At 35.7% G+C, this 19806-nt stretch carries 18 protein-coding genes and 1 tRNA gene; 7 read left to right on the forward strand and 12 right to left on the reverse strand.

The annotated features are described in order from the left end of the window. Positions 1 to 19 precede the first annotated feature (19 nt). Positions 20 to 625: a YigZ family protein gene (locus H3R28_RS05830; protein WP_198210120.1), complete on the reverse strand. Its 606-nt coding sequence runs from the start codon at positions 623 to 625 to the stop codon at positions 20 to 22. Between the two features lie 205 nt (positions 626 to 830). Between H3R28_RS05830 and H3R28_RS05835 the strand changes: the two genes are divergently transcribed. Continuing rightward, positions 831 to 3269, forward strand: a complete 2439-nt coding sequence (locus H3R28_RS05835; protein WP_198210122.1) for a DUF3772 domain-containing protein — start codon at positions 831 to 833, stop codon at positions 3267 to 3269. A 141-nt stretch (positions 3270 to 3410) separates the two neighbouring features. Then, positions 3411 to 4859 carry a glycosyltransferase family 2 protein gene (locus H3R28_RS05840; protein WP_198210124.1) on the forward strand — a complete coding sequence of 483 codons (1449 nt, stop codon included), beginning with the start codon at positions 3411 to 3413 and terminating at the stop codon, positions 4857 to 4859. A gap of 70 nt (positions 4860 to 4929) precedes the next feature. On the opposite strand, the gene H3R28_RS05845 is transcribed toward H3R28_RS05840, so the two are convergent. Both H3R28_RS05845 and H3R28_RS05850 read right to left on the reverse strand, forming a co-directional pair. After that, the gene (locus H3R28_RS05845) at positions 4930 to 5523 is read right to left on the reverse strand and encodes a uracil-DNA glycosylase family protein (RefSeq protein WP_155567513.1); all 594 of its coding nucleotides are present in this window, start codon (positions 5521 to 5523) and stop codon (positions 4930 to 4932) included. A gap of 9 nt (positions 5524 to 5532) precedes the next feature. Continuing rightward, positions 5533 to 6246: an NAD-dependent deacylase gene (locus H3R28_RS05850; protein WP_110439258.1), complete on the reverse strand. Its 714-nt coding sequence runs from the start codon at positions 6244 to 6246 to the stop codon at positions 5533 to 5535. Between the two features lie 179 nt (positions 6247 to 6425). On the opposite strand from H3R28_RS05850, the gene H3R28_RS05855 reads away from it, so the two are divergent. Both H3R28_RS05855 and H3R28_RS05860 read left to right on the forward strand, forming a co-directional pair. Beyond that, positions 6426 to 7253, forward strand: coding sequence for an SDR family oxidoreductase (locus H3R28_RS05855; RefSeq protein WP_122122825.1), 828 nt, complete (start codon positions 6426 to 6428; stop codon positions 7251 to 7253). 82 nt (positions 7254 to 7335) lie between these two features. Next, the gene (locus tag H3R28_RS05860) at positions 7336 to 7896 is read left to right on the forward strand and encodes an adenine phosphoribosyltransferase (RefSeq protein WP_110439256.1); all 561 of its coding nucleotides are present in this window, start codon (positions 7336 to 7338) and stop codon (positions 7894 to 7896) included. Between the two features lie 4 nt (positions 7897 to 7900). Here H3R28_RS05860 and accC read toward each other — a convergent pair whose 3' ends face one another. The 3 genes from accC to aroQ are packed head-to-tail and all read right to left on the reverse strand — an operon-like array spanning position 7901 to position 10186. Further along, on the reverse strand, positions 7901 to 9256 hold the full coding sequence (gene accC, locus H3R28_RS05865) for an acetyl-CoA carboxylase biotin carboxylase subunit (RefSeq protein WP_198210126.1): 1356 nt from the start codon (positions 9254 to 9256) through the stop codon (positions 7901 to 7903). Position 9257: 1 nt separating this feature from the next. Beyond that, positions 9258 to 9734, reverse strand: coding sequence for a biotin/lipoyl-containing protein (locus tag H3R28_RS05870; protein ID WP_198210128.1), 477 nt, complete (start codon positions 9732 to 9734; stop codon positions 9258 to 9260). Then, a complete protein-coding gene (gene aroQ / locus H3R28_RS05875) occupies positions 9734 to 10186 on the reverse strand; it encodes a type II 3-dehydroquinate dehydratase (protein ID WP_110439253.1) in 453 nt (150 codons plus the stop codon). The genes H3R28_RS05870 and aroQ overlap by 1 nt, the downstream gene beginning before the upstream one ends. Before the next feature lie 326 nt (positions 10187 to 10512). Between aroQ and H3R28_RS05880 the strand changes: the two genes are divergently transcribed. Next, positions 10513 to 11028, forward strand: coding sequence for a septal ring lytic transglycosylase RlpA family protein (locus H3R28_RS05880; protein ID WP_196424188.1), 516 nt, complete (start codon positions 10513 to 10515; stop codon positions 11026 to 11028). Positions 11029 to 11038: 10 nt separating this feature from the next. On the opposite strand, the gene H3R28_RS05885 is transcribed toward H3R28_RS05880, so the two are convergent. The 3 genes from H3R28_RS05885 to H3R28_RS05895 all read right to left on the reverse strand — a co-directional run bounded on the left by H3R28_RS05885 (position 11039) and on the right by H3R28_RS05895 (position 14031). Beyond that, a complete protein-coding gene (locus H3R28_RS05885; RefSeq protein ID WP_198210130.1) occupies positions 11039 to 11986 on the reverse strand; it encodes a YihY/virulence factor BrkB family protein in 948 nt (315 codons plus the stop codon). Positions 11987 to 12251: 265 nt separating this feature from the next. Continuing rightward, positions 12252 to 12854, reverse strand: coding sequence for a methionine biosynthesis protein MetW (gene metW / locus H3R28_RS05890; protein WP_122122823.1), 603 nt, complete (start codon positions 12852 to 12854; stop codon positions 12252 to 12254). After that, complete coding sequence (locus H3R28_RS05895; RefSeq protein WP_198210132.1) at positions 12844 to 14031, reverse strand: homoserine O-acetyltransferase; 1188 nt, start codon at positions 14029 to 14031, stop codon at positions 12844 to 12846. The genes metW and H3R28_RS05895 overlap by 11 nt, the downstream gene beginning before the upstream one ends. Positions 14032 to 14220: 189 nt before the next feature. On the opposite strand from H3R28_RS05895, the gene H3R28_RS05900 reads away from it, so the two are divergent. Further along, positions 14221 to 14754, forward strand: coding sequence for a hypothetical protein (locus H3R28_RS05900; protein WP_198210134.1), 534 nt, complete (start codon positions 14221 to 14223; stop codon positions 14752 to 14754). Between the two features lie 55 nt (positions 14755 to 14809). Here H3R28_RS05900 and H3R28_RS05905 read toward each other — a convergent pair whose 3' ends face one another. The 3 genes from H3R28_RS05905 to H3R28_RS05915 all read right to left on the reverse strand — a co-directional run bounded on the left by H3R28_RS05905 (position 14810) and on the right by H3R28_RS05915 (position 18405). Beyond that, on the reverse strand, positions 14810 to 16285 hold the full coding sequence (locus H3R28_RS05905; protein ID WP_370552837.1) for a SulP family inorganic anion transporter: 1476 nt from the start codon (positions 16283 to 16285) through the stop codon (positions 14810 to 14812). A gap of 314 nt (positions 16286 to 16599) precedes the next feature. Further along, positions 16600 to 18195, reverse strand: coding sequence for a lycopene cyclase family protein (locus tag H3R28_RS05910; RefSeq protein ID WP_198210138.1), 1596 nt, complete (start codon positions 18193 to 18195; stop codon positions 16600 to 16602). Positions 18196 to 18331: 136 nt separating this feature from the next. Continuing rightward, positions 18332 to 18405 (reverse strand) — tRNA-Gly (locus H3R28_RS05915). A 155-nt stretch (positions 18406 to 18560) separates the two neighbouring features. Here H3R28_RS05915 and H3R28_RS05920 point away from each other — a divergent pair. Continuing rightward, positions 18561 to 19778, forward strand: coding sequence for a PLP-dependent aspartate aminotransferase family protein (locus H3R28_RS05920; protein WP_198210140.1), 1218 nt, complete (start codon positions 18561 to 18563; stop codon positions 19776 to 19778). The last annotated feature ends 28 nt before the right edge of the window (positions 19779 to 19806 follow it).

A 19806-nucleotide genomic window follows, 5' to 3' on the forward strand; every position in this document is an offset into this window, starting at 1 on the left:
TGTATTTTATCACCGATCTTTATCTATTAATATCCTCTATCAATATCTGTCCCCTTGTCAGATCAAGTAAACGTCGCTTCAAAGCCAAATACTGTTCTTCAGGCACGACAAGATGACACTCCACATCCATGGATTCAAAATTTTCCATGGCAATTTCTGCTTGATATTCTCCAATACGGACTTTTACCAAAGCATAATCTGAAAAAGAACAGACAATTATAATTTCTTTTTTAGGAATATATAATTTGAAGGAAGACTGACGTAAACATTCAGCCGCAGTTCCACTATAGGCCCGAATAAGACCGCCTGCGCCTAGCTTAATACCGCCAAACCATCGAATAACTATTACTAGTGTACAATCAAAATTCTGTCTTTCTATAACTTGTAAAATGGGTCGCCCCGCTGTTCCGGAAGGTTCACCATCATCATTGCTTTTATAATTTTGTCCTATACGATAAGCCCAGCAATTATGTGTTGCCTCTGGTATTTTTAATCGTTGCAACCATTCCCCAACCTGCATTTCTGTATAGACGGGCACAGCATGTGCCAAAAATATACTTTTTCGAATTTCTTGCTGAAACTGATAAGGGGCGGTTAACGTATAAATCAGATTGTTTGCTATCATCAATTCATTCAGAAATTATGTTTTTATGTAATAAAGCAATGTTTGAGAATACATTTTACTAACAATTCCTATATAATTCATTCCAAAAAAGCCATTTTCGCCTTATTTCGTACAAAAAAACAATATTTTTACATATTTTTATAGTTTACTTTACCAAGTCGTTATAAAATAAAACAAATTTGCCTTTAAACTTGGAGCTGCTTCTATGAAAATAGTGCAATACCTATTATTTAGTCTTTTCCTTTCCTTTGGAATAATATCTATACAAAATACCCACGCGCAAGAAGCAGCCAACTCTCTTATTTCCTCATCAACCCCTTCAAATACACCTGTTTTTCTCAATATTCCCGATACAACAACTCAACCAATTTTAAATAAGCTTATAAAACAATTGGGAAATATTAATAAAAGCTTACAAAACCTTCAGCATTCTGAAGATTTTACACAATTCAAAAATCTGCTGAATCAAGCGCGATCCATATCCACCTCGGCAGATGCGATTGTAACTGATTTGACCCCTCGTCTGAAGGGATATAATCAGGCTTTAAAGCTACTGGATAACGTTATCCAAAATACAGGAAGTGATAAAAATAAAGATGATATTAAAAATTTAAATGATCGACAAAAATCCTTTATTCAAAATAGAAATGATCTTAGCGCAAAAATTCAGCAGGCAACAATCATATCCTTGGAAGCCAATAGTCAGGTTGCACAAATTCAGCAGGCTTTATCCAAGATTCAACAGGTACAGTTATTTACCCGCATATCCTCCCCCCTAGGTTATAATTTTTGGCATGAAATTGCCATTCATTACGATGATGACAGTTCCCGCATAAATAAACTATATTCTGATTTTGGCAGTTTATTCACCAAAACATGGCAAGATGGCTGGGGAAGCCGTCTTACAATGCTTGCAGGTTTTCTTGGCGCTATTCTGTTAATTTTCATCCTACGTCCTCTTATTGAAAAGGGACTGGTACAGTTCACAGAAAAATTCATTCCCCCCACACGTCTTAGACGCAGTTTAATGACGCTGTGTTCAGCAATAATAGCCTCTCTTACCGCAGGATTATCTGCCACACTCATTTTGGTAACCATTAATAACCACAATACGATCAGCCCACAAGCCTATGCTTTTGCACAAAACATAATTCACCAACTTTATTTTTGCGGTTTCATCTTTGGACTTTATCGAGGTTTCCTTGCTGTAAAAAATCCACAATGGCGGTTATTGCCCATTGGTGATGAAGTTGCGCATTCAATCAATATTCTACCCAATATTTATATGGCCATTATCCTGCTTCTTGGAATTGTCCGTTATATCAATAATGTTAGTGGTGTAAGTATTATAGCACAGCAATTATGCAATGGTTTTTTTGCCTGTGTCGCCTCAATCCTTTTTTTGTCCATTCCCATAAAGCTTCGCGAAGTGGGTCAGAAAAGAATCAAACTTCATTCAGCACAAAATAATCAAAGTCCGGATATCACACTTCTTGTCGTTGCAATCGGGCTCCCATTATTCTGTATCATCTCTATTGTTGCCATCCTAACAGGATACATCCATTTGGGTTATTCAATGTGTGTATGGCTTAACTGGGTAATTCTGGTTTTCAGTACTTTAAGTCTTTTAAGAATACTTTTGAATGATATAACAAACCTCATCTTTGATCCGGATCGCTGGCTGGGTAAAAAAATACAACTTTTAGGCATAAAACCTCAAAGCATGGAACAATTATCAACCATCATTACCGGTGTCATCACACTAACAACTGTCATTCTGACAATTGTTTCCATTATTTCCCCCGGTAATTTTGATCTGGTCGTCTTCATCCAACATTTAACAACCACCCTAACCAACCAAAAAATAGGTAACTTTACATTTTCCTTTTCAACAATTGCCGAGGCAATCTTGGTATTTTTCATTGGTATATATTGTATAAGAATTATCAGAAACTGGTTAAATAAAAACTTCTTTCCAAAAACCAGTCTGGATAATGCAACCTGTAATTCAATTGATACAATTTTCAATTATTGCTGTTGGGTCGTTGTCGCCATTATTGATTTATCCATCCTTGGGGTAACAACCCAAAACATTACCTGGATTGTCAGCGCTCTTTCTGTCGGTATTGGTTTCGGTTTACAAGCCATTGTCCAGAATTTTGTTTCCGGTCTTATCCTTCTCGCTGAAAGACCCGTCCGCATAGGGGATACGGTTATCATAAATGGTGTTAAAGGAGTGGTAATGAGCATCAAAGTAAGAGCTACCGAAATTCGTTTGTCAGATTTTTCAACCCTAATTGTTCCAAATTCACAAATTATCACATCTTCTGTTCAGAATGCCACCCGTGGACGTCATATGGGTCTGGTTTCATTTAAATTACCTGTAATTACCATTCAACAATTGGATCAGGCACGTACGTTAATCATGAAAATCATGGAAAAACAAAAAGATGTTCTAGATGATCCAAAACCCTATATATGGGTTGATAACATTACAGAAAGCTCTTTAGTCATGACCATTGTTTGTTATACAAATTATCTGGCAAATACAGATGCAGTAAGAAATAACATCTTATCTGAATATCTAAATAATATAAGTCAGCTATCCAATAACAAACCCTCCTCAGAAAAGGGTGACAAATAGACAATATACATAAATATTAATAACTTAACATTAAGAAAAATTAAAAAATAATTAATTTTTTGCTATTTTTATATTATTATTTCGATATATTTATAATTTTAAATACGTATTATTGTTATTTTTCTAAAAAGTTATTTAAGTATGAAAATTTGTCTCGCTTTATTTCTTAAAAATGAAAATCCAAACATTTTATCATGGATTTCTTGGCATCTTGCTATCGGTATCGATAAATTTTTTATTTATGATGATCACTCAACAGATGGAACATATGAAATATTAAAAACTGTTTCTAATATATATAATATTGAAATTGAACTAACAAATCCTGTCAGTATTCCTTATTTTTATGATCGACAAGCTAATGCATTTGAAAGCGCTTGTCGAAAAGCATTGAATCAAGAATATGACTGGATTGGATTTTTGGATGCCGATGAATATGTATCACTAGAACACGATCTATCTATACAGGATTTTTTTAAAAGATTCTTACACTATAATGGTATTTCTTTAAATTGGAGAATTTATGGAAATTCAGATAGAGTTTTAAAGAGCAAAATTCCAACCTATGAAGCTTATACTAAGCACTGTGATAAAAATTTTTCCGATACTTTATTAACAAAATGTTTTATAAGGCCTAGAAATTACTCGTTTGAATATGAGAATCCTCATTATTTCAAAACAATCCCTCAAAATTATGCAAATGCGTGTGGATTACCTGTTTCAAACAAACGTGCTGATAGTGATACTGTTATATGGGATAATGCATGTATCAACCATTATATTAACCGATCGATGGAAGATTATATAATTAGAATTCAATACCGCCTAAATACAGATTTGATAAATTCAGAAGGTCGATGGAAGCATTTCAATAGAAATGATATACAACACGAAGAAAGAAAAGATTTCATCAAAAAAGCCAATGAAATCTTAGTAACCCTTAAACAGGAATGTGTATATCGTTATATATTTGAAATTACGGGATCTTTTAACAAGAAAAAATCCAACAACAAGCAATCAAATTGTTTCAAACTTTGCTCAACAAAAGAACGGTATCTAGCTTTACATATGCGTGAAGGATATTTATTTAATTTTGAAAATATACAAAACATGATACCAATATATGGCGTTATATACAATCATAAACCAAATTTGATTTATCTTTTCTATAAAGAAAGCAATTCCATATCTACTATTCCTTTCATTATTAAATTTTTAAATAAATTTTCATCAACCTATCAATTTTCAGTTTGCTCAATTGATAATACACCTTACCATTCATTACAAACACCTTATTCTAAAAAATTTATGTCGTTAAATCCTGATACAGGTTTTTTTGGAGATGTAGATGTCAACAAAAACATTTGTAAGGAATGGGAATACCTTCAACTGAAATCAAAGGATTTAGAAATTAATTTCAATGTTTCACCTGATTCTGTACATGATCTATACAGTTTTTATAATTACTTATATCAAAATAGTGAAGATATAACCTATGCAGATTTTATCTTGGCATATAATCTTTTATCCAAAAAAGAACAATCTAAAATACATATACATAATGTTGGAAAAATTATAAGTTGGCTATAAAAAAATTATTTTCAACTTCTGCCAATATGCAGTTTCCTTTATTTAATATGATAAGTTATTAAATAAATATTTAAGATTTCATGTTTAAACTCAAAATATCGCAAACCCTTTTTTTCAACTCTGGTAAAACTTCCGTTTCAAAAAAAGGGTTCTTTTTTGCCCAAATTCTTGTCCGCCATGAAGGATGAGGAAGAGGCAAAAAATTAGGTAAATAATCCCGAAAATTCTTAACTCGTTCTGTTAGGCTTCCTTTTCCCAAGACATAATTTTGTGCATAAGATCCAACCAGAAGGGTTAATTCAATATTAGGCAATAATTTCAAAAGTTTGGCTCTCCATTGTGGCGCACATTCTTTACGAGGAGGTAAGTCCCCACCTCTTTCATAACTGCCTGGATAACAAAATCCCATTGGAATAATTGAAATCAATTGATCATTATAAAATAAGGATCGGTTAATTCCCATCCATTCACGCAAACGATCCCCCGAAGGATCGTTAAACGTTATTCCCGTTTCATGTGCACGTGTACCCGGAGCCTGTCCAGTGATTAACAACCGCACTTTAGACGAACCTACCTGTAAAATGGGTTTTGGACCCAAAGGTAAATCCCTGCAGATATGACAAGCCCGAACCTCTTTCAAAAGACGGTTTAAAGAGTCAGTCATTCTTTTCCCTTATTTCTGATAGGCGTTTAATAAATAATTGACAAATTCGGGAACCAATTCTGTTGCTGAACCTTGCCAGGATTCATCAAAATTTGATGTGCCCATAGAATGTTCCAGATTTAACTCGATTGTTTTCGCTCGCCCCTGTACTTCGTTTACAAACCCCGCAGCAGGATAGACTACACCGGAAGTGCCAATGGCGACAAATAAGTTACAATCTGATAATGCCCTTCCAATTTCTTGCATATAATAAGGCATTTCCCCAAACCATACAATATCTGGCCGTAATGTCACAGCATGACAATATGGACAAGATGTATATGGAAAACATGACTTATGCCATTCCATACGTCGATCACATGTTGTGCATCTTATCTTGTACAATTCTCCATGCATATGATAAAGAAAACGGCTCCCGGCACGTTCATGTAAATCATCAATATTTTGCGTTATCAAAACCAATTCAGCTTCAATTTCTTTTTTCAAGACAGCCTGTTCAAGTTTCGCCAAGGCAATATGAGCGGCATTGGGTAAATATTTAGGCAAATTCGAACGTAACTGATTATAAAATTCATGTAATTTTTCAGGATTTTTCTTAAATCCTTCCAAGGTGCAAACTTCTTCCATATTATATTTCGCCCAGATCCCATTAGCATCACGAAACGTATCAAGACCCGATTCCTGACTGATCCCGGCTCCAGTTAAAACAACAATTTTATTCATTGCTCGATACTTCTTATAACATTTAATTCATAAAATTATTTTATGATAAAAATAAACAAGTTTGATTAATTACGCTATATAAACCTAAATATCTTATATTTTAAAATATTATGTTATACTTAATTAAATAGTATTCTATAACTTAGTATAATGACCTTTTAAGTTTGAGATTTATCTAAATGAATTTAAATATTTTTAAACAATCTAATAAAATCGCTGTTCTTACTGGAGCAACCGGGGGGTTGGGCAAAAAACTTGTTTCTTACCTTTTAGAAGAACATTACAAAATTATTATGATTGCAAGAAATCTTGCGCAATTAGAACAAATTTCTCTCCATTATGGAGATAAAGTCATTATTCGTATTTGCGATATTTCTCATCTTAATGAAATACAGTATTTATGTGAGGATATTAAAAAACAATTCCATCATATTAATGCTTTAATCCATTGTGCAGGAAATATTTATCCAGGTTCGTTTTCAAATTTAAGTGATCAATTAATACTTAACCAACTTCAGGTAAATCTTAATGGGGCCATTTTTTTGACCAAGGGCTTACTTCCGCTTATGCGTAAAAAAAGCTCAATTATTTTTGTAAATTCATTGGGAGGTATTTTCCCCCTAAAAGACAGCGCATTATATTCTGCCAGTAAATATGGTTTACGTGGATTTGCCTTGGCGTTGGCCATGGAGCTCCGTCCCCGGAAAATATATGTTTCATCCATTTTTCCTGGCGCCATTAACACGCAAATGCTTCATAATGAAATGCAAAATGGAGGGTCTTTGCTTAATTTCTGCTCTCCACCTCTTGAACCCGAAATTGTCTGTAAAACAATTATGAAAGCCCTCAAGAAAAAAGGATTGGAATATTACATTCCCAAATGGTCAGGATTGCAAACTAAACTTTTGATGCTAAAACCATATTTTATCCTACGATTAATGCCTTTTGTGGAAAAGTTTTGTGAAAAAAGAAAAAAAAACTGGCAGAAAAATAACCTACATTCATAAGATCAATAAATTTATTGCGTGACGTATTTGAACCTTTTAAAACATGAATGGTTTATGTTAAATTTATTAATGATTGTTAGAAATGAGCAACGCACCTAATCAAACAGATTTCACACCACCCACCAATATAGATTTAAAAAAATATATTCGTACTATTCCTAACTATCCTCATGAAGGCATATTATTTTACGATATCTCCACACTTCTACGCAATGCTGATGCCTGGCAGATTGCTTCTGCACGTATGGCACATGGAATTGCAGCTTGGCAACCCGATCTAATTGCCGGAATTGAATCAAGAGGATTTGTTAGTGCATCACCCCTTGCAACAGCATTAGGCTGTGGAATGATAATGATTCGTAAACCCGGAAAATTACCTGGAAAAACGATTTCAATTGATTACGATTTGGAATATGGACAAAATTGTATCCATATTCAGGAAGATGCAATCAAGCCCGGACAGCGCGTTGTTATTATTGACGACTTGCTCGCAACTGGTGGAACGTTGCAGGCCGCTATTAAACTTTTACGTAAAACTGGTGCCAATATCATCGGAGCAGCTGCCTTAATTGAACTAAAAAATTTAAAGGGACGCGAAAAAATTGACGTCCCCTTATTTTCAGCAATCACTTATAATGAATAAAGCTTCAATTATATTCAGCTTTGTTTTTCTCAATAAAATGTTCCAGCCAATGAATGGTATAGTCACCTTTCTGGAACTCTTTATCTGCCAATATTTTCTGCTGTAATGGAATGGTTGTTTTTACACCTGTCACAACCATTTCCTCCAATGCTCTTTGCATTCTTGCAATTGCAGTTGCCCTGTCATGTCCATAAGCAATTAATTTGGCAATCATACTATCATAATATGGTGGAATAGTATAACCAACATATAAAGCGCTATCCAAACGAACCCCCAGTCCACCTGGAGAATGAAAAACTTCGATTTTTCCAGGATTGGGTACAAAATTTTCAGGGTCCTCGGCATTAATACGGCATTCTATTGCATGTCCTTTAAACTGAATGTCTTTTTGGCTTAATTTTAATTTTTCTCCTGCAGCCACACGAATTTGCTCGGCAACAAGATCAACATCGGTAACCAGTTCGGTAACAGGATGTTCAACCTGTAAACGCGTATTCATCTCAATAAAACAAAATTGTCCATCCTGATAAAGAAATTCAAGCGTACCGGCATTTTTATATCCCAATTGCTGCATGGCATGGGTGGCAACTTTACCAATAAAATCACGTTCCTTTACAGTTAGACAAGAAGACAAAGCTTCTTCCAACACTTTTTGATGCCGTCTCTGCAAAGAACAGTCCCGCTCACCCAAAAATAAGACATTACCATGTTGATCGCCAATAATCTGAACTTCTATATGACGAGGTTTATCCAAATATTTTTCCATATAAACTTCGTCATTACCAAAAGCCATTTTTGCTTCAGCCCTTGCAACCTGCCACGCCTCTTCCAACTCTGTTTCTGTAGAAGCAACTTTCATGCCGCGACCTCCACCCCCAGCAGAAGCCTTGATCAAAACTGGATAACCAATCTTATTTGCAACCTCTTTTGCTGTAGCAAGATCTGACAGGGCCCCATCTGAACCTGGAACCAGAGGAACATTGAATTTCTTCATGGTTGTTTTGGCCTGGATCTTATCACCCATCATACGAATATGCTGGGCAGAAGGACCAATAAAAACAAACCCATGCTCTTCAACCAATTCGGCAAAATCTGCATTCTCGGAAAGAAAACCATAACCAGGATGAATTGCTTCGGCTCCTGTGATGGCTGCTGCAGATAAAATTGCCCTCTTATTCAAATAACTGTCTGTGACTGAAGGGGGACCAATACATACGCTTTCATCTGCCAAACGCACATGCATTGCATCTGTATCCGCAGTTGAATGCACAGCAACGGTTTTAATGCCCATTTCACGACATGCCCGTAAAATACGAAGAGCAATTTCTCCACGATTCGCAATTAAAATCTTTGAAAACATTTTATTCAATTACCGCCAGAACCTCACCATATTCTACTGGATCACCGGAATTAACAAGCATACGCGTCAATTTTCCTGATTTATGGGCACGAATTTGATTAAACGTTTTCATCGCTTCAATAAGCATGATGATCTGTCCAGACTGAACCTCTTGTCCAACAGTTACAAAAGGGGGGGCAGAAGGTTCCGGCGTTAAATAGGCCACACCAATCATTGGACTTAGCAGCGCGCCAGGATGTTTAGAGAGATCTTCTTCCTGTTTGGCATCATCATTATTAACCGTTACAGGCACAGGCTCGGAATTCATGACAGGAGCCATGGAAACGGGAGCTGTTACTGGACTTGCGTTAACGGTAATATTCTTTACGACGCGAATATGCTGATCCTTTTCGGAAACCTCGATTTCTGTTAACCCTGTTTCAGTTAAAATATCAGCCAATTTACGAATAACTTCTACATCTACGAGCATTTTGCTCATCAACTATCCTCTTCCAATATAAGATTTGCCAACGCAGCCAAGGCCAAGGCATAACCCTGAATACCCAATCCACAGATTACCCCTGTCGCCGCATGAGAAACATAAGAATGATGCCGAAATGATTCCCGGCGGTAAATATTTGATATATGTACCTCTATAACAGGTAAATCAACTGCCAGTAAAGCATCTAAAATTGCTATAGAAGTATGACTATATGCTCCTGCATTAATGATAATTCCCTTTGCTTTTCCCCTACACTCCTGAATCCAGGAAACAAGTTCCCCCTCATCATTGGATTGGCGAAAATCAATTGCTATTTCGAGCTGTTCTGCATTTTGAATACAGATTTGTTCTACATCATCCAAGGTTGCATGACCATACACATTTGGCTGACGCATTCCTAACATATTTAAATTAGGACCATTCAAAACATATACGAGGGGCAATTCCATCACTAGTTATTCATGCCTTTAATCAGGTTTAACACTATATGAATTTAAAAAGCCTCTCTTATAAACAGTCAACAAATTAATTAAATTTTCTCTTAATTTTTTGATAAACTATGTCTATTTATATCATTTCAGCCAGAAACAATAGATTAAACAAATTATTTGCCATATGTGCGTCAATTGTATTAGCGTAAAGTTACAAAAGCAAATCTTTTCATTTTTTTGCCATTTTTTTTCTCTAGCTTTTAACATGGTTTATATTAACTTAAAGGAATTATGGCAGTTTTCTTAATCATTATGATTAAAAAACGCTATAATAAACAGGGTATATGAAACGTCGAAATAAATTACTGGCTTTGTCACTTGTTATCGGATTAAATGTTCAATCCATGCAAGTATATGCTAACTCCGGTTCTCATAAGATCACCTCTCACCGGATTCGAAAATTAAAGAAAAGAGTGATGCCCTACACTCTTCACAAAAATAGACATCCTGCAGACATGATCATCAGTACAGATGAAACAGCTTTTCAAAGCGGTATTGCCAGCTGGTACGGCGGGCGACATACGCAAAGACGTAAAACAGCCTCTGGCTCAACATTCAACAACCAGAATTTTACCGCAGCTCATCCTACCCTTCCTTTGGGAAGCAAAGTGTTGGTTAAATCAGAAGATACAGGGCACTCAGTCATCGTCACCATTAACGATCGCGGCCCTTTCGTAAAACATCGCATTATTGATCTATCAAAAGCTGCTGCAGCAAAAATTGGCATGTTAAGCCGGGGAACTGCCCATGTAACAATTAAACCCCTGAATAATATCGAAGTTGCTGAAACTCCCCAATAATTTTCTATGACTATGGTATCTTGTTAGAAGCCTCGCTTCTATCCAAGATATATCCTTCTATCTGGGCATTGAACTGAGCACCAACCAGAACAACATAGCAGGAAACCAGAAACCACATCATAACAGCAACCACGGTTCCCAATGGGCCGTAAGTACTTGTAAAATTTGCAAAATGGGCAACGTAATAAGAAAAAGAAAAGGCAGCCAACAACCATAAAATTGTGGCGATAAAAGCGCCTGGACATGTCCAACGCCAATGCACGTTGGAACGGCAGGGCCCAAAACGGTAAAATAAAGCAAAAGTCCACGTTGCAAAAAGAAAAACAATAATGTTACTACTTATTCTCACCATATTGTAAGCTGGAAAGTAATCTGTAAGAATATTTAGAAATTGATATGGCAAAATATTTAAAATTGCCGGTAAAGCAACAATAACCGCAAGGGTCATAATCGTTCCCAAAATAGCGCAGAATGTCAAAACAACAGATAGAACCTGAAATTTCAAGTAACTCCGTGTCTCATGTGTATTATAGGCAACGTTTAGCCCCGTAACCAAACCCTTTGTCCCAATGGATGCAGACCAAAGAGCGAACAAAATGGAAACAACCAATTGTATTGTTAAAGTGGAATGGGTTTGCTCGACAATACTGTTAATCATTTCCTGTAAAAAAACATAAACATTCGGGGGGAAAAAATGTTGTAGAAATTCCAGTTGTGGCTCAACCGTTTGTGGATCAAAAACCAGCCCATAAATGGAAATCAAGCTACTTATAGAAGGAAATAGTGACAAGGTAGAAAAAAATGCGCAACCAGCTGCGACCAGCATATATGGACCATCAATTAGTGTATGAATGGTCGCCATTATAATTTTTATCCATCCATGAAATGATATCTTTAAAGGGGAATGATGTTTTTCAACAAAAATATGACTTTCAGAAGACCGATCCAAGTCTCGCATTACTTCTTTTAAACCTCAATCAAATATTAAAAAATTATTCTAAAAATTTTATTCGTACCCATAAGAAATATGACTCTACAAAACCATGATGTAATGTAAATGATAGAGTAATATTATCCAACCCCGTCAATTCTATTAACCAATTCATGACATAAAAATAGAAATCTAAAATACTCTGTTAACTAATCCAATGAATATCAATTTTGTTTATATATAATCAATATAATATCAGATATGTAACAGTTGCATTGATTGTCTCATTTAATCAACGTGTCAGCAAAAATAAGGCCTGTTCCCCAAAAAAATTGGCCAAACGTATTGAACGTCGCCAGGGGGCCTTTTCCCCCTCGCCATGATCATCAATAGCCATCCACTGACTAATATGATATCCCTCTTGTTTACATAGTGATACAAAATCTGTTAAGGTACAGGGATGAATATTCGGCGTCTCAAACCAATGGGTTCCCCATACTTTTGTCATGGGCATATGTCCCTTAAGAAGCAGTTGCATTCTTACAGTCCAATGACCAAAATTTGGAAATGAAACAATAGCATACCGTCCTATTCGCAACATTTGTTGCAAAACTTCACGTGGGCGATTAACCGCCTGTAGAGTCCTCGATAATACGACATAATCAAAACCATCCGTGGGATAATTCTGCAAGTCAAAATCTGCGTTTCCCTGAATTACAGATAAGCCTTTACTTACCGCCTTGGTAACACAGGACATATCCAACTCTATTCCTCGTGCATCACATTGATGATTACAGCACAGATAATCGATTAATGTACCATCACCACATCCAATATCCAGTATTGTTGAATTTTGCTGAATCATGTCAACAATACAACATTGATCAAGACGCATTATTTTCCAATTGCCTCTGTCTTTTAATTCCTGCCAGAAAACCGCTGATTACATGATCGAGATCCGGTTCATCCAACAAGAAGGCATCATGCCCTTTATCACTTACAATTTCAACAAAAGAAACCTTGGCTCCAACACGATTTAATGCCTTGACTATCACTCTTGACCGTGAAGTGGGAAAAAGCCAGTCAGAAGAAAAACTGATAACACAAAATCTGGATTTAACCTGTGAAAATGCCTTGACCAGATCCCCATCATAAGCTTGGGACAAATCAAACCAATCCATTGCCCGGGAGATTGTCACATAAGAATTTGCATCAAAACGTCTTACAAAATTCGATCCCTGATAATGCAAATAGCTTTCTACCTGGAACATTTCCCCGAAAATTGGCGACGAAGAATCTATCATTGTTTCTTGCAATCTCCGTCCAAATTTTCGGTTTAATGCATCTTCTGACAAATAGGTAATATGTGCCATCATACGTGCTACAGCCAACCCTCTGGACGGGATAACACCATATCGCCAATAATCTCCATTTTGCCAATCGGGGTCTGAAAATATGGCCTGTCTTCCCACTTCATTAAATGCAATATTCTGTGCCGAATGAAAAGACGAGGTGGCAATTGGTATAGCTGCATAAACTTGATCTGGATAGCTTACCGCCCATTGCAATACCTGCATTCCTCCCATTGAACCACCGATAACGGCAAACAACTGATCAATTTTGAAATGATCGATTAGAAGTTTTTGGGCATTGACCATATCCCTAATGGTAATTGCAGGAAAGTCTATTCCCCAATAGCCTATTTTCTGATGATCTGTTCGTATGGAGCGTGGTCCTGTCGTTCCCATGCAGCTTCCTAAAACATTACTACAAATTATAAAATATTTGTCTGTATCAATAGGTAGCCCAGGACCAACCATTCTGCTCCACCAACCAGGTTTCTTGCTGATTGGATTAATACCTGTAACATACTGATCGCCAGTTAAAGCATGACAAATCAAAATTGCATTATCCTTGGCTGATGACAACTTTCCATAAGTCTGATATGCAATTTCCAAGTGGTTTAGTTTTTGACCATTTTCCAAAACAAGTCCTTCAGTAAAAAGTAATTTCTGAATAGATTCATTTTGTGTTTCGTCAGCTGCAACCTGTTTAATCCCTGAAGTTACCATAAATAATACAGGTATCCTTTTTACTATAAAATATGAAAATCCATCCCAGAAATCATCTCTTTGCCATAAACTGCACTATCTTATATAATCATTTGAAATTAAAAATGTTATCTCTGTATAAGTTAGTTTTTTTAAAAAGTTCATCTATTAATATCAAATATTCTTGTTTAGAAAAAGGTCTTAATAATTATGAATAAAAAACTTGTTGTATTTTGTATAATCAGTGCCTTTGCTTTTACTGTCCAATCCTCTTATGCAGTTTCCCGTCATACGAAAAAAAACAGAAATTATCAAAATCCAAAATCAGGAAGAGTCGTTTTAACCCCCCAACCTGCGAACAATTTTTCAACAATTGCATATAACTTGAATAAAACCGATATTAATTTTGCTGTTCAACATGGTGAGAAACCGCTTATCCTTATTGGCAATGCAAACCTCTCCAGCACAAAAAAACCGCAAACTGTTCTATTTACCCAGTTACAATCCGCCAGTCTTTGTGGGTCTGGAGGCTGTACCACCACAGCCTATCTTAACCGTAACAATCATTGGGTAAAAATACTCGATTCTGTTACTGGCAATATTGAAATAAAAAAAACATCCCACAAGGGGATGCATGATTTGATAATTGAAGGTTCAGATGTCTGGATATGGAATAAAACAACTTATGTTGAAACCCAACAGGGACCCAATCTAAATGGATTAAAAAAATCCATTCATAAATAACCTGAATAAGCGATATAAACACATTAACTATATATATCACCAAGAATAATCCTGATTAATAACTCCCGATAACCTTTTCGATTTCCTCTGGTTTATCATGGATGCCAAAACGGTCAATGATGGTCGCCGTGGCATCGTTCATTCCCTGAACCTCCACTTTTATACCACGTTGGCGAAAATGGATGACAACCTTATCCAATGCCATAACTGAACTTACATCCCAAAAATGCGCATGGGTTAGATCGACTGTAACATTCTTAATTTCTTCCTTGAGATCAAAGCTATTTATAAAACGATCAACCGTTACAAAGAATACATGACCATTCACTTTATAAATACGAGACTGATCTTTTTTTTCTGATTTAATCAGCATGAAATGTGAAACCTTGCTTGCGAAAACAAGAGAGGCAACCAGCACGCCTGTTAATACTCCATAGGCCAGATTATTTGTTCCAACCACAACACAGACCGTTAGAATCATGACAATATTGGTAGAAAGCGGATATTTTTTTAAATCAAGAATTGAACGCCAGGAAAAAGTACTAATAGAAACCATGATCATCACAGCCACCAAGGCGGCCATAGGAATCCGGGCCACCCATTCCTTTAAAAAAACAACAAGAATGAGCAAGAAAATACCAGCCACCAAGGTAGATAATCGTCCCCTTCCTCCGGACTTGATATTAATAACCGATTGACCAATCATGGCACATCCAGCCATACCCCCCAGAAAAGCAGTACAGATATTGGCAATTCCCTGCCCCTTACACTCACGATTTTTATCACTTGAAGTATCCGTGAATTCATCAACGATCGTTGCTGTCATCATGGTTTCAAGTAATCCGACCGCTGCCAGTCCAGCAGAATATGGTAAAATGATCATGAGGGTATGAAAGTTCAAAGGAATATCTGGAATAGCCAAAATTGGTAAAGAATCTGGCAATTTACCCATATCACCCACCGTTGGAATATTTAAACCATAACCGATTGAAATGGCGGTCATTATAATAATACATATCAAGGGAGACGGTATTAATTTCGTTAAATAAGGGAAAAGGTAAATAATTGCCAATCCACCACCAACAATCACGTAAACATGCCATGTCACATGCACTAATTGCGGAAGCTGTGCCATAAAAATCAAAATTGCCAACGCATTTACAAAACCAGTCACGACAGAATGGGAAACAAAACGCATTAATTCACCAAGTTTCAAATATCCGGCAATGATCTGAAAAATACCTGCAAGAATTGATGCTGCGAGTAAATAACTCAATCCATGAGTCTTTACCAAAGGCCCCATCAGTAAAGCCATTGAACCCGTCGATGAGGATATCATTCCAGGACGTCCGCCAAATAACGAAATGACACAAGGAATGGCAAAGGCCGAATAAAGTCCTACACTCGGATCAACCCCAGTAATAATGGAAAAAGCAATTGACTCTGGTATCAGGGCCAATGCAACCACAATACCAGATAGAATATCCGCACGAATATTTCCAAGCCATTCTTGTCGATTACAAGACAGCAACATATTATAATCCTATAAATATTTTTAAATTGAAAAATTAATCAATAACAGACTGATCGCATCAATCCTGTTCCTGTTTTTTTAAAAAAACAGAAATAATAAAATTAGTTACACAGTGCTAACTTAGGGCGGCGTTAAAACAAACATTCCGATTCAACAAAACAATAAGAATTTAGTTTTAAAATCAATCAATCTAGTAACAAAAACTAATAATTTATAATTAAAAATATTCAAAGAATCAATACGTAAACGCTTTTTCTATAAAAATGCCACTTTCAGAATAATAAAATATAAATATCTATATCAGAAAATAATTAATTTCTATTCACCATTTCTGGATTGGGAAAAAATTCACCATAACGCCATGAAGTATGAAAGATTTCTGGCTGTCCATCCCTTCTAATATACAAATCATATAAATTCCTATCGGAAGAAATATATTCACATATTTTACACATGACCTGGTAATTATCCTGTAACAGGTTAATCAATTTCTCCAGGTCATTATCAGGTTCCGTCAAATAACTGTTTATTTTGGCAAATAGACTTTCAGAAAGATTGATAAATCTTGGTAAGTCCAAATTATTCTGCCTATTGTTTTCAGAAAATTTCTTGGTTTTGAGTATGGAATTCACCTTATCATATTCCATATAAATTTTATGAATTTTATCCCATATAATCTTTGCGTTTTTAAAATCTCTCATTCCCTTATTCATGAAACAGGGGCAAATTGATCCAAAATAAAATACGGAATCAACAACATATTTAACAAAAATATAATACCAATTATCTTTTTGTTCGTACATTTTATCAAATACGTTACTATAAGCAATTACCAGATCTGATATGACCGAATTATAAAATGCCATACGTTCTTTTATGTCTTGACCATTTTTTTCCTGTGCAAGGACATCAACTATAAACGTGTTTTCAATGCACATCAAATCTATACCACTTGAATAAACTGGATCCAAAAAAATGCATGCATCCCCTGTTAATGCCCAATGATTTTCAGAGATACAGGGCTGCGCAATAGATGCGTATTTTCTCAAATATTTAAAATCAAGGATGGAAAATTGTTTCTTCAGCAAATAATCATAAAAAACCCTTTCATGCGTTTTTAACCATTCAAAGGTTTTTTCCAAATCCGATAAACTGTCAAATTGATGAATATTCTCACTAAAACATATTCCCACACTGGTCGTATGATCAGAAAGCCGAAGAACCCAGATCCAATATCCCTTTCCATCAATATGTAAGGAACTGTAGCTTCTATCCATGCCATAAAAAGGGTTATCTTCTTCTGCCGGATAGATTTCATCTACCAGAACAGCCCCCTTGACTCTAAACCAGACTGAAGAATTGGGTAAATTACCTTTGCTTGATAAATTATACTTCCTGGAAATAACTTTTTTCCGTCCGGATGCATCAACAATCCAACGAGAATTAATGATTTTCTGGACTTTGCTCAATTCAACTACGTGGATTCTTTTAAAATGCCCCTCATCTTCAACATCAAGAAAACGCGTATTTTGTAAAATATCAATTTTATCTTGTAATAATGAAAAAAAATGATTTTCCAGTTTGCCACGTTCAAATTGATAGGAATTTTTTTTGGGAAAATTTCTAATTCCCATTTCTTTATAGAATTCATCATTTGTATAAATAAACCGCATTCCCATTTTTATAAAATGTTCCCGACCTAGATATTCATCTCCCAGCAATTCCCTAAGATAATACCCACCCAAATCAATTGTTGCCTCTCCAACTTTGAAAGCTGTCTCTTCATTGGGAAATTTTGCATCATGAATAAGACAAATGGAAATATCAGGTATATCACGCAGCAATTGACTGGCCAATGTCAATCCGGCAAGTCCACCCCCAATTATAACTACATCATAATTTTTCACTATATCCCTCAATTTAATATTAAAGTAATTAATTGTTTTATTTATGATTAAGATAAAACAATAATACTAAATTAGGTTGAATATCTAAATAATCAATTTTATCGATATTATGTAGTTTAAAATAAAGAATATTTCTTGGAGCGGATGAAGGGAATCGAACCCTCATGAACAGCTTGGGAAGCTGTCATTCTACCATTGAATTACACCCGCCAAAATTTGAAAAATAACATTTCATATTAAAATAACCAAATTGAATAGAAAAATATATCTTTTTTGATAATTTTTAAAAAATAAAGAAATTACTAACCACTTTTCTTGCATTCCTCTATCATGAACGCTCCTTATGGTTATCAAAGAGAAATATTATGAACAAAACCTCTTCCCATCGCCTAGCCACTCGTTTACTTCATGATAATATTGAACGTTCTTCCTTTGCTGAAACATGTGAAGCTCTTTTTTTAACATCTGGGTTCATTTATGAAAGTGCAGAACAAGCAGAACGCACTTTCCAAAAAAAAGAAAGGCATTATCAATATAGCCGTGTTAATAACCCTACCATTACCAACCTTGAAAATCGACTTATTCATTTGGAAGAGGCTGAATGTTGTGTTGCCACCTCAACAGGAATGAGCGCAATTTTTGCTGCATTATTTTCCAATTTGAAACGTGGGAACCGTGTTATCGCCTCTAAGGCGCTTTTTGGATCAAGTTACTGGATTGTTGAAAATTTTTTACCAAAATTAGGAATCGAAACCGCTTTTGTTGAAGGCACGAATATTCAGGAATGGAAAAAAGCATTATCCAAACCTGCAGCAGCTGTTTTGATTGAAAGCCCTTCCAATCCAATGCTAGACATTCTGGATATTCGGCAAATTGCTGACTTGACCCATCAGGCAGGAGGAATATTGATTATTGACAATGTTTTTGCCACTCCATTATATCAAAAACCTTTGAAAGTAGGGGCTGATCTTGTTGTCTATTCTTGTACAAAACATATGGATGGACAGGGGCGTGTCCTAGGAGGTGCTATTCTAGGTAGTAAAGACTTGCTTGAAGCCGATATTATACCTTTTGTTCATAATACAGGACTTACAATTTCAGCTTTTGATGCGTGGATATTGCTGAAAGGTCTGGAAACTTTTCCACTTCGTATGGAAAAAATGACCGAAAATGCAAAAATCTGCGCAGAATTTATTGAAAAATCTGATGTTGTTAATCTTATTCGATATCCCGGATTACACTCACATCCTCAATATGGCCTTGCCTGCAAACAAATGGATGCGCCAGGTGCCATGATCGCCTTTGAAGTCAATGGGGGGAAAAAAGGTGCATTTACATTCATGAATGCCTTACAGCTCATATTAATTTGTAATAATCTTGGTGATAGTCGGAGTATTGTAACGCACCCGGCAACAACAACACATATGAAGGTCAGTCCAGAGGATCGTTTAAAACTCGGAATTACTGATGGCATTATCCGCTTTTCAGTAGGAATGGAGGATCCACAGGATTTACTTGAGGATCTGCAAAAAGGATTTGATAAATTAACAATTTTTTTGCAAAAACAAACAATAAATAAGTAATCTTTTAAATTGAAAATATATTAATTTT

This window comes from Commensalibacter sp. M0268 (assembly GCF_016101925.1).
Classification (GTDB): Bacteria; Pseudomonadota; Alphaproteobacteria; order Acetobacterales; family Acetobacteraceae; genus Commensalibacter; species Commensalibacter melissae.

Bases quoted from the DNA above. Each gene is read 5' to 3' on its own strand.
- H3R28_RS05830 (WP_198210120.1), bottom strand. From the start codon at position 625: ATGATAGCAAACAATCTGATTTATACGTTAACCGCCCCTTATCAGTTT.
- H3R28_RS05835 (WP_198210122.1), top strand. From the start codon at position 831: ATGAAAATAGTGCAATACCTATTATTTAGTCTTTTCCTTTCCTTTGGA.
- H3R28_RS05840 (WP_198210124.1), top strand. From the start codon at position 3,411: ATGAAAATTTGTCTCGCTTTATTTCTTAAAAATGAAAATCCAAACATT.
- H3R28_RS05845 (WP_155567513.1), bottom strand. From the start codon at position 5,523: ATGACTGACTCTTTAAACCGTCTTTTGAAAGAGGTTCGGGCTTGTCAT.
- H3R28_RS05850 (WP_110439258.1), bottom strand. From the start codon at position 6,246: ATGAATAAAATTGTTGTTTTAACTGGAGCCGGGATCAGTCAGGAATCG.
- H3R28_RS05855 (WP_122122825.1), top strand. From the start codon at position 6,426: ATGAATTTAAATATTTTTAAACAATCTAATAAAATCGCTGTTCTTACT.
- H3R28_RS05860 (WP_110439256.1), top strand. From the start codon at position 7,336: ATGAGCAACGCACCTAATCAAACAGATTTCACACCACCCACCAATATA.
- accC (WP_198210126.1), bottom strand. From the start codon at position 9,256: ATGTTTTCAAAGATTTTAATTGCGAATCGTGGAGAAATTGCTCTTCGT.
- H3R28_RS05870 (WP_198210128.1), bottom strand. From the start codon at position 9,734: ATGAGCAAAATGCTCGTAGATGTAGAAGTTATTCGTAAATTGGCTGAT.
- aroQ (WP_110439253.1), bottom strand. From the start codon at position 10,186: ATGGAATTGCCCCTCGTATATGTTTTGAATGGTCCTAATTTAAATATG.
- H3R28_RS05880 (WP_196424188.1), top strand. From the start codon at position 10,513: ATGAAACGTCGAAATAAATTACTGGCTTTGTCACTTGTTATCGGATTA.
- H3R28_RS05885 (WP_198210130.1), bottom strand. From the start codon at position 11,986: ATGCGAGACTTGGATCGGTCTTCTGAAAGTCATATTTTTGTTGAAAAA.
- metW (WP_122122823.1), bottom strand. From the start codon at position 12,854: ATGCGTCTTGATCAATGTTGTATTGTTGACATGATTCAGCAAAATTCA.
- H3R28_RS05895 (WP_198210132.1), bottom strand. From the start codon at position 14,031: ATGGTAACTTCAGGGATTAAACAGGTTGCAGCTGACGAAACACAAAAT.
- H3R28_RS05900 (WP_198210134.1), top strand. From the start codon at position 14,221: ATGAATAAAAAACTTGTTGTATTTTGTATAATCAGTGCCTTTGCTTTT.
- H3R28_RS05920 (WP_198210140.1), top strand. From the start codon at position 18,561: ATGAACAAAACCTCTTCCCATCGCCTAGCCACTCGTTTACTTCATGAT.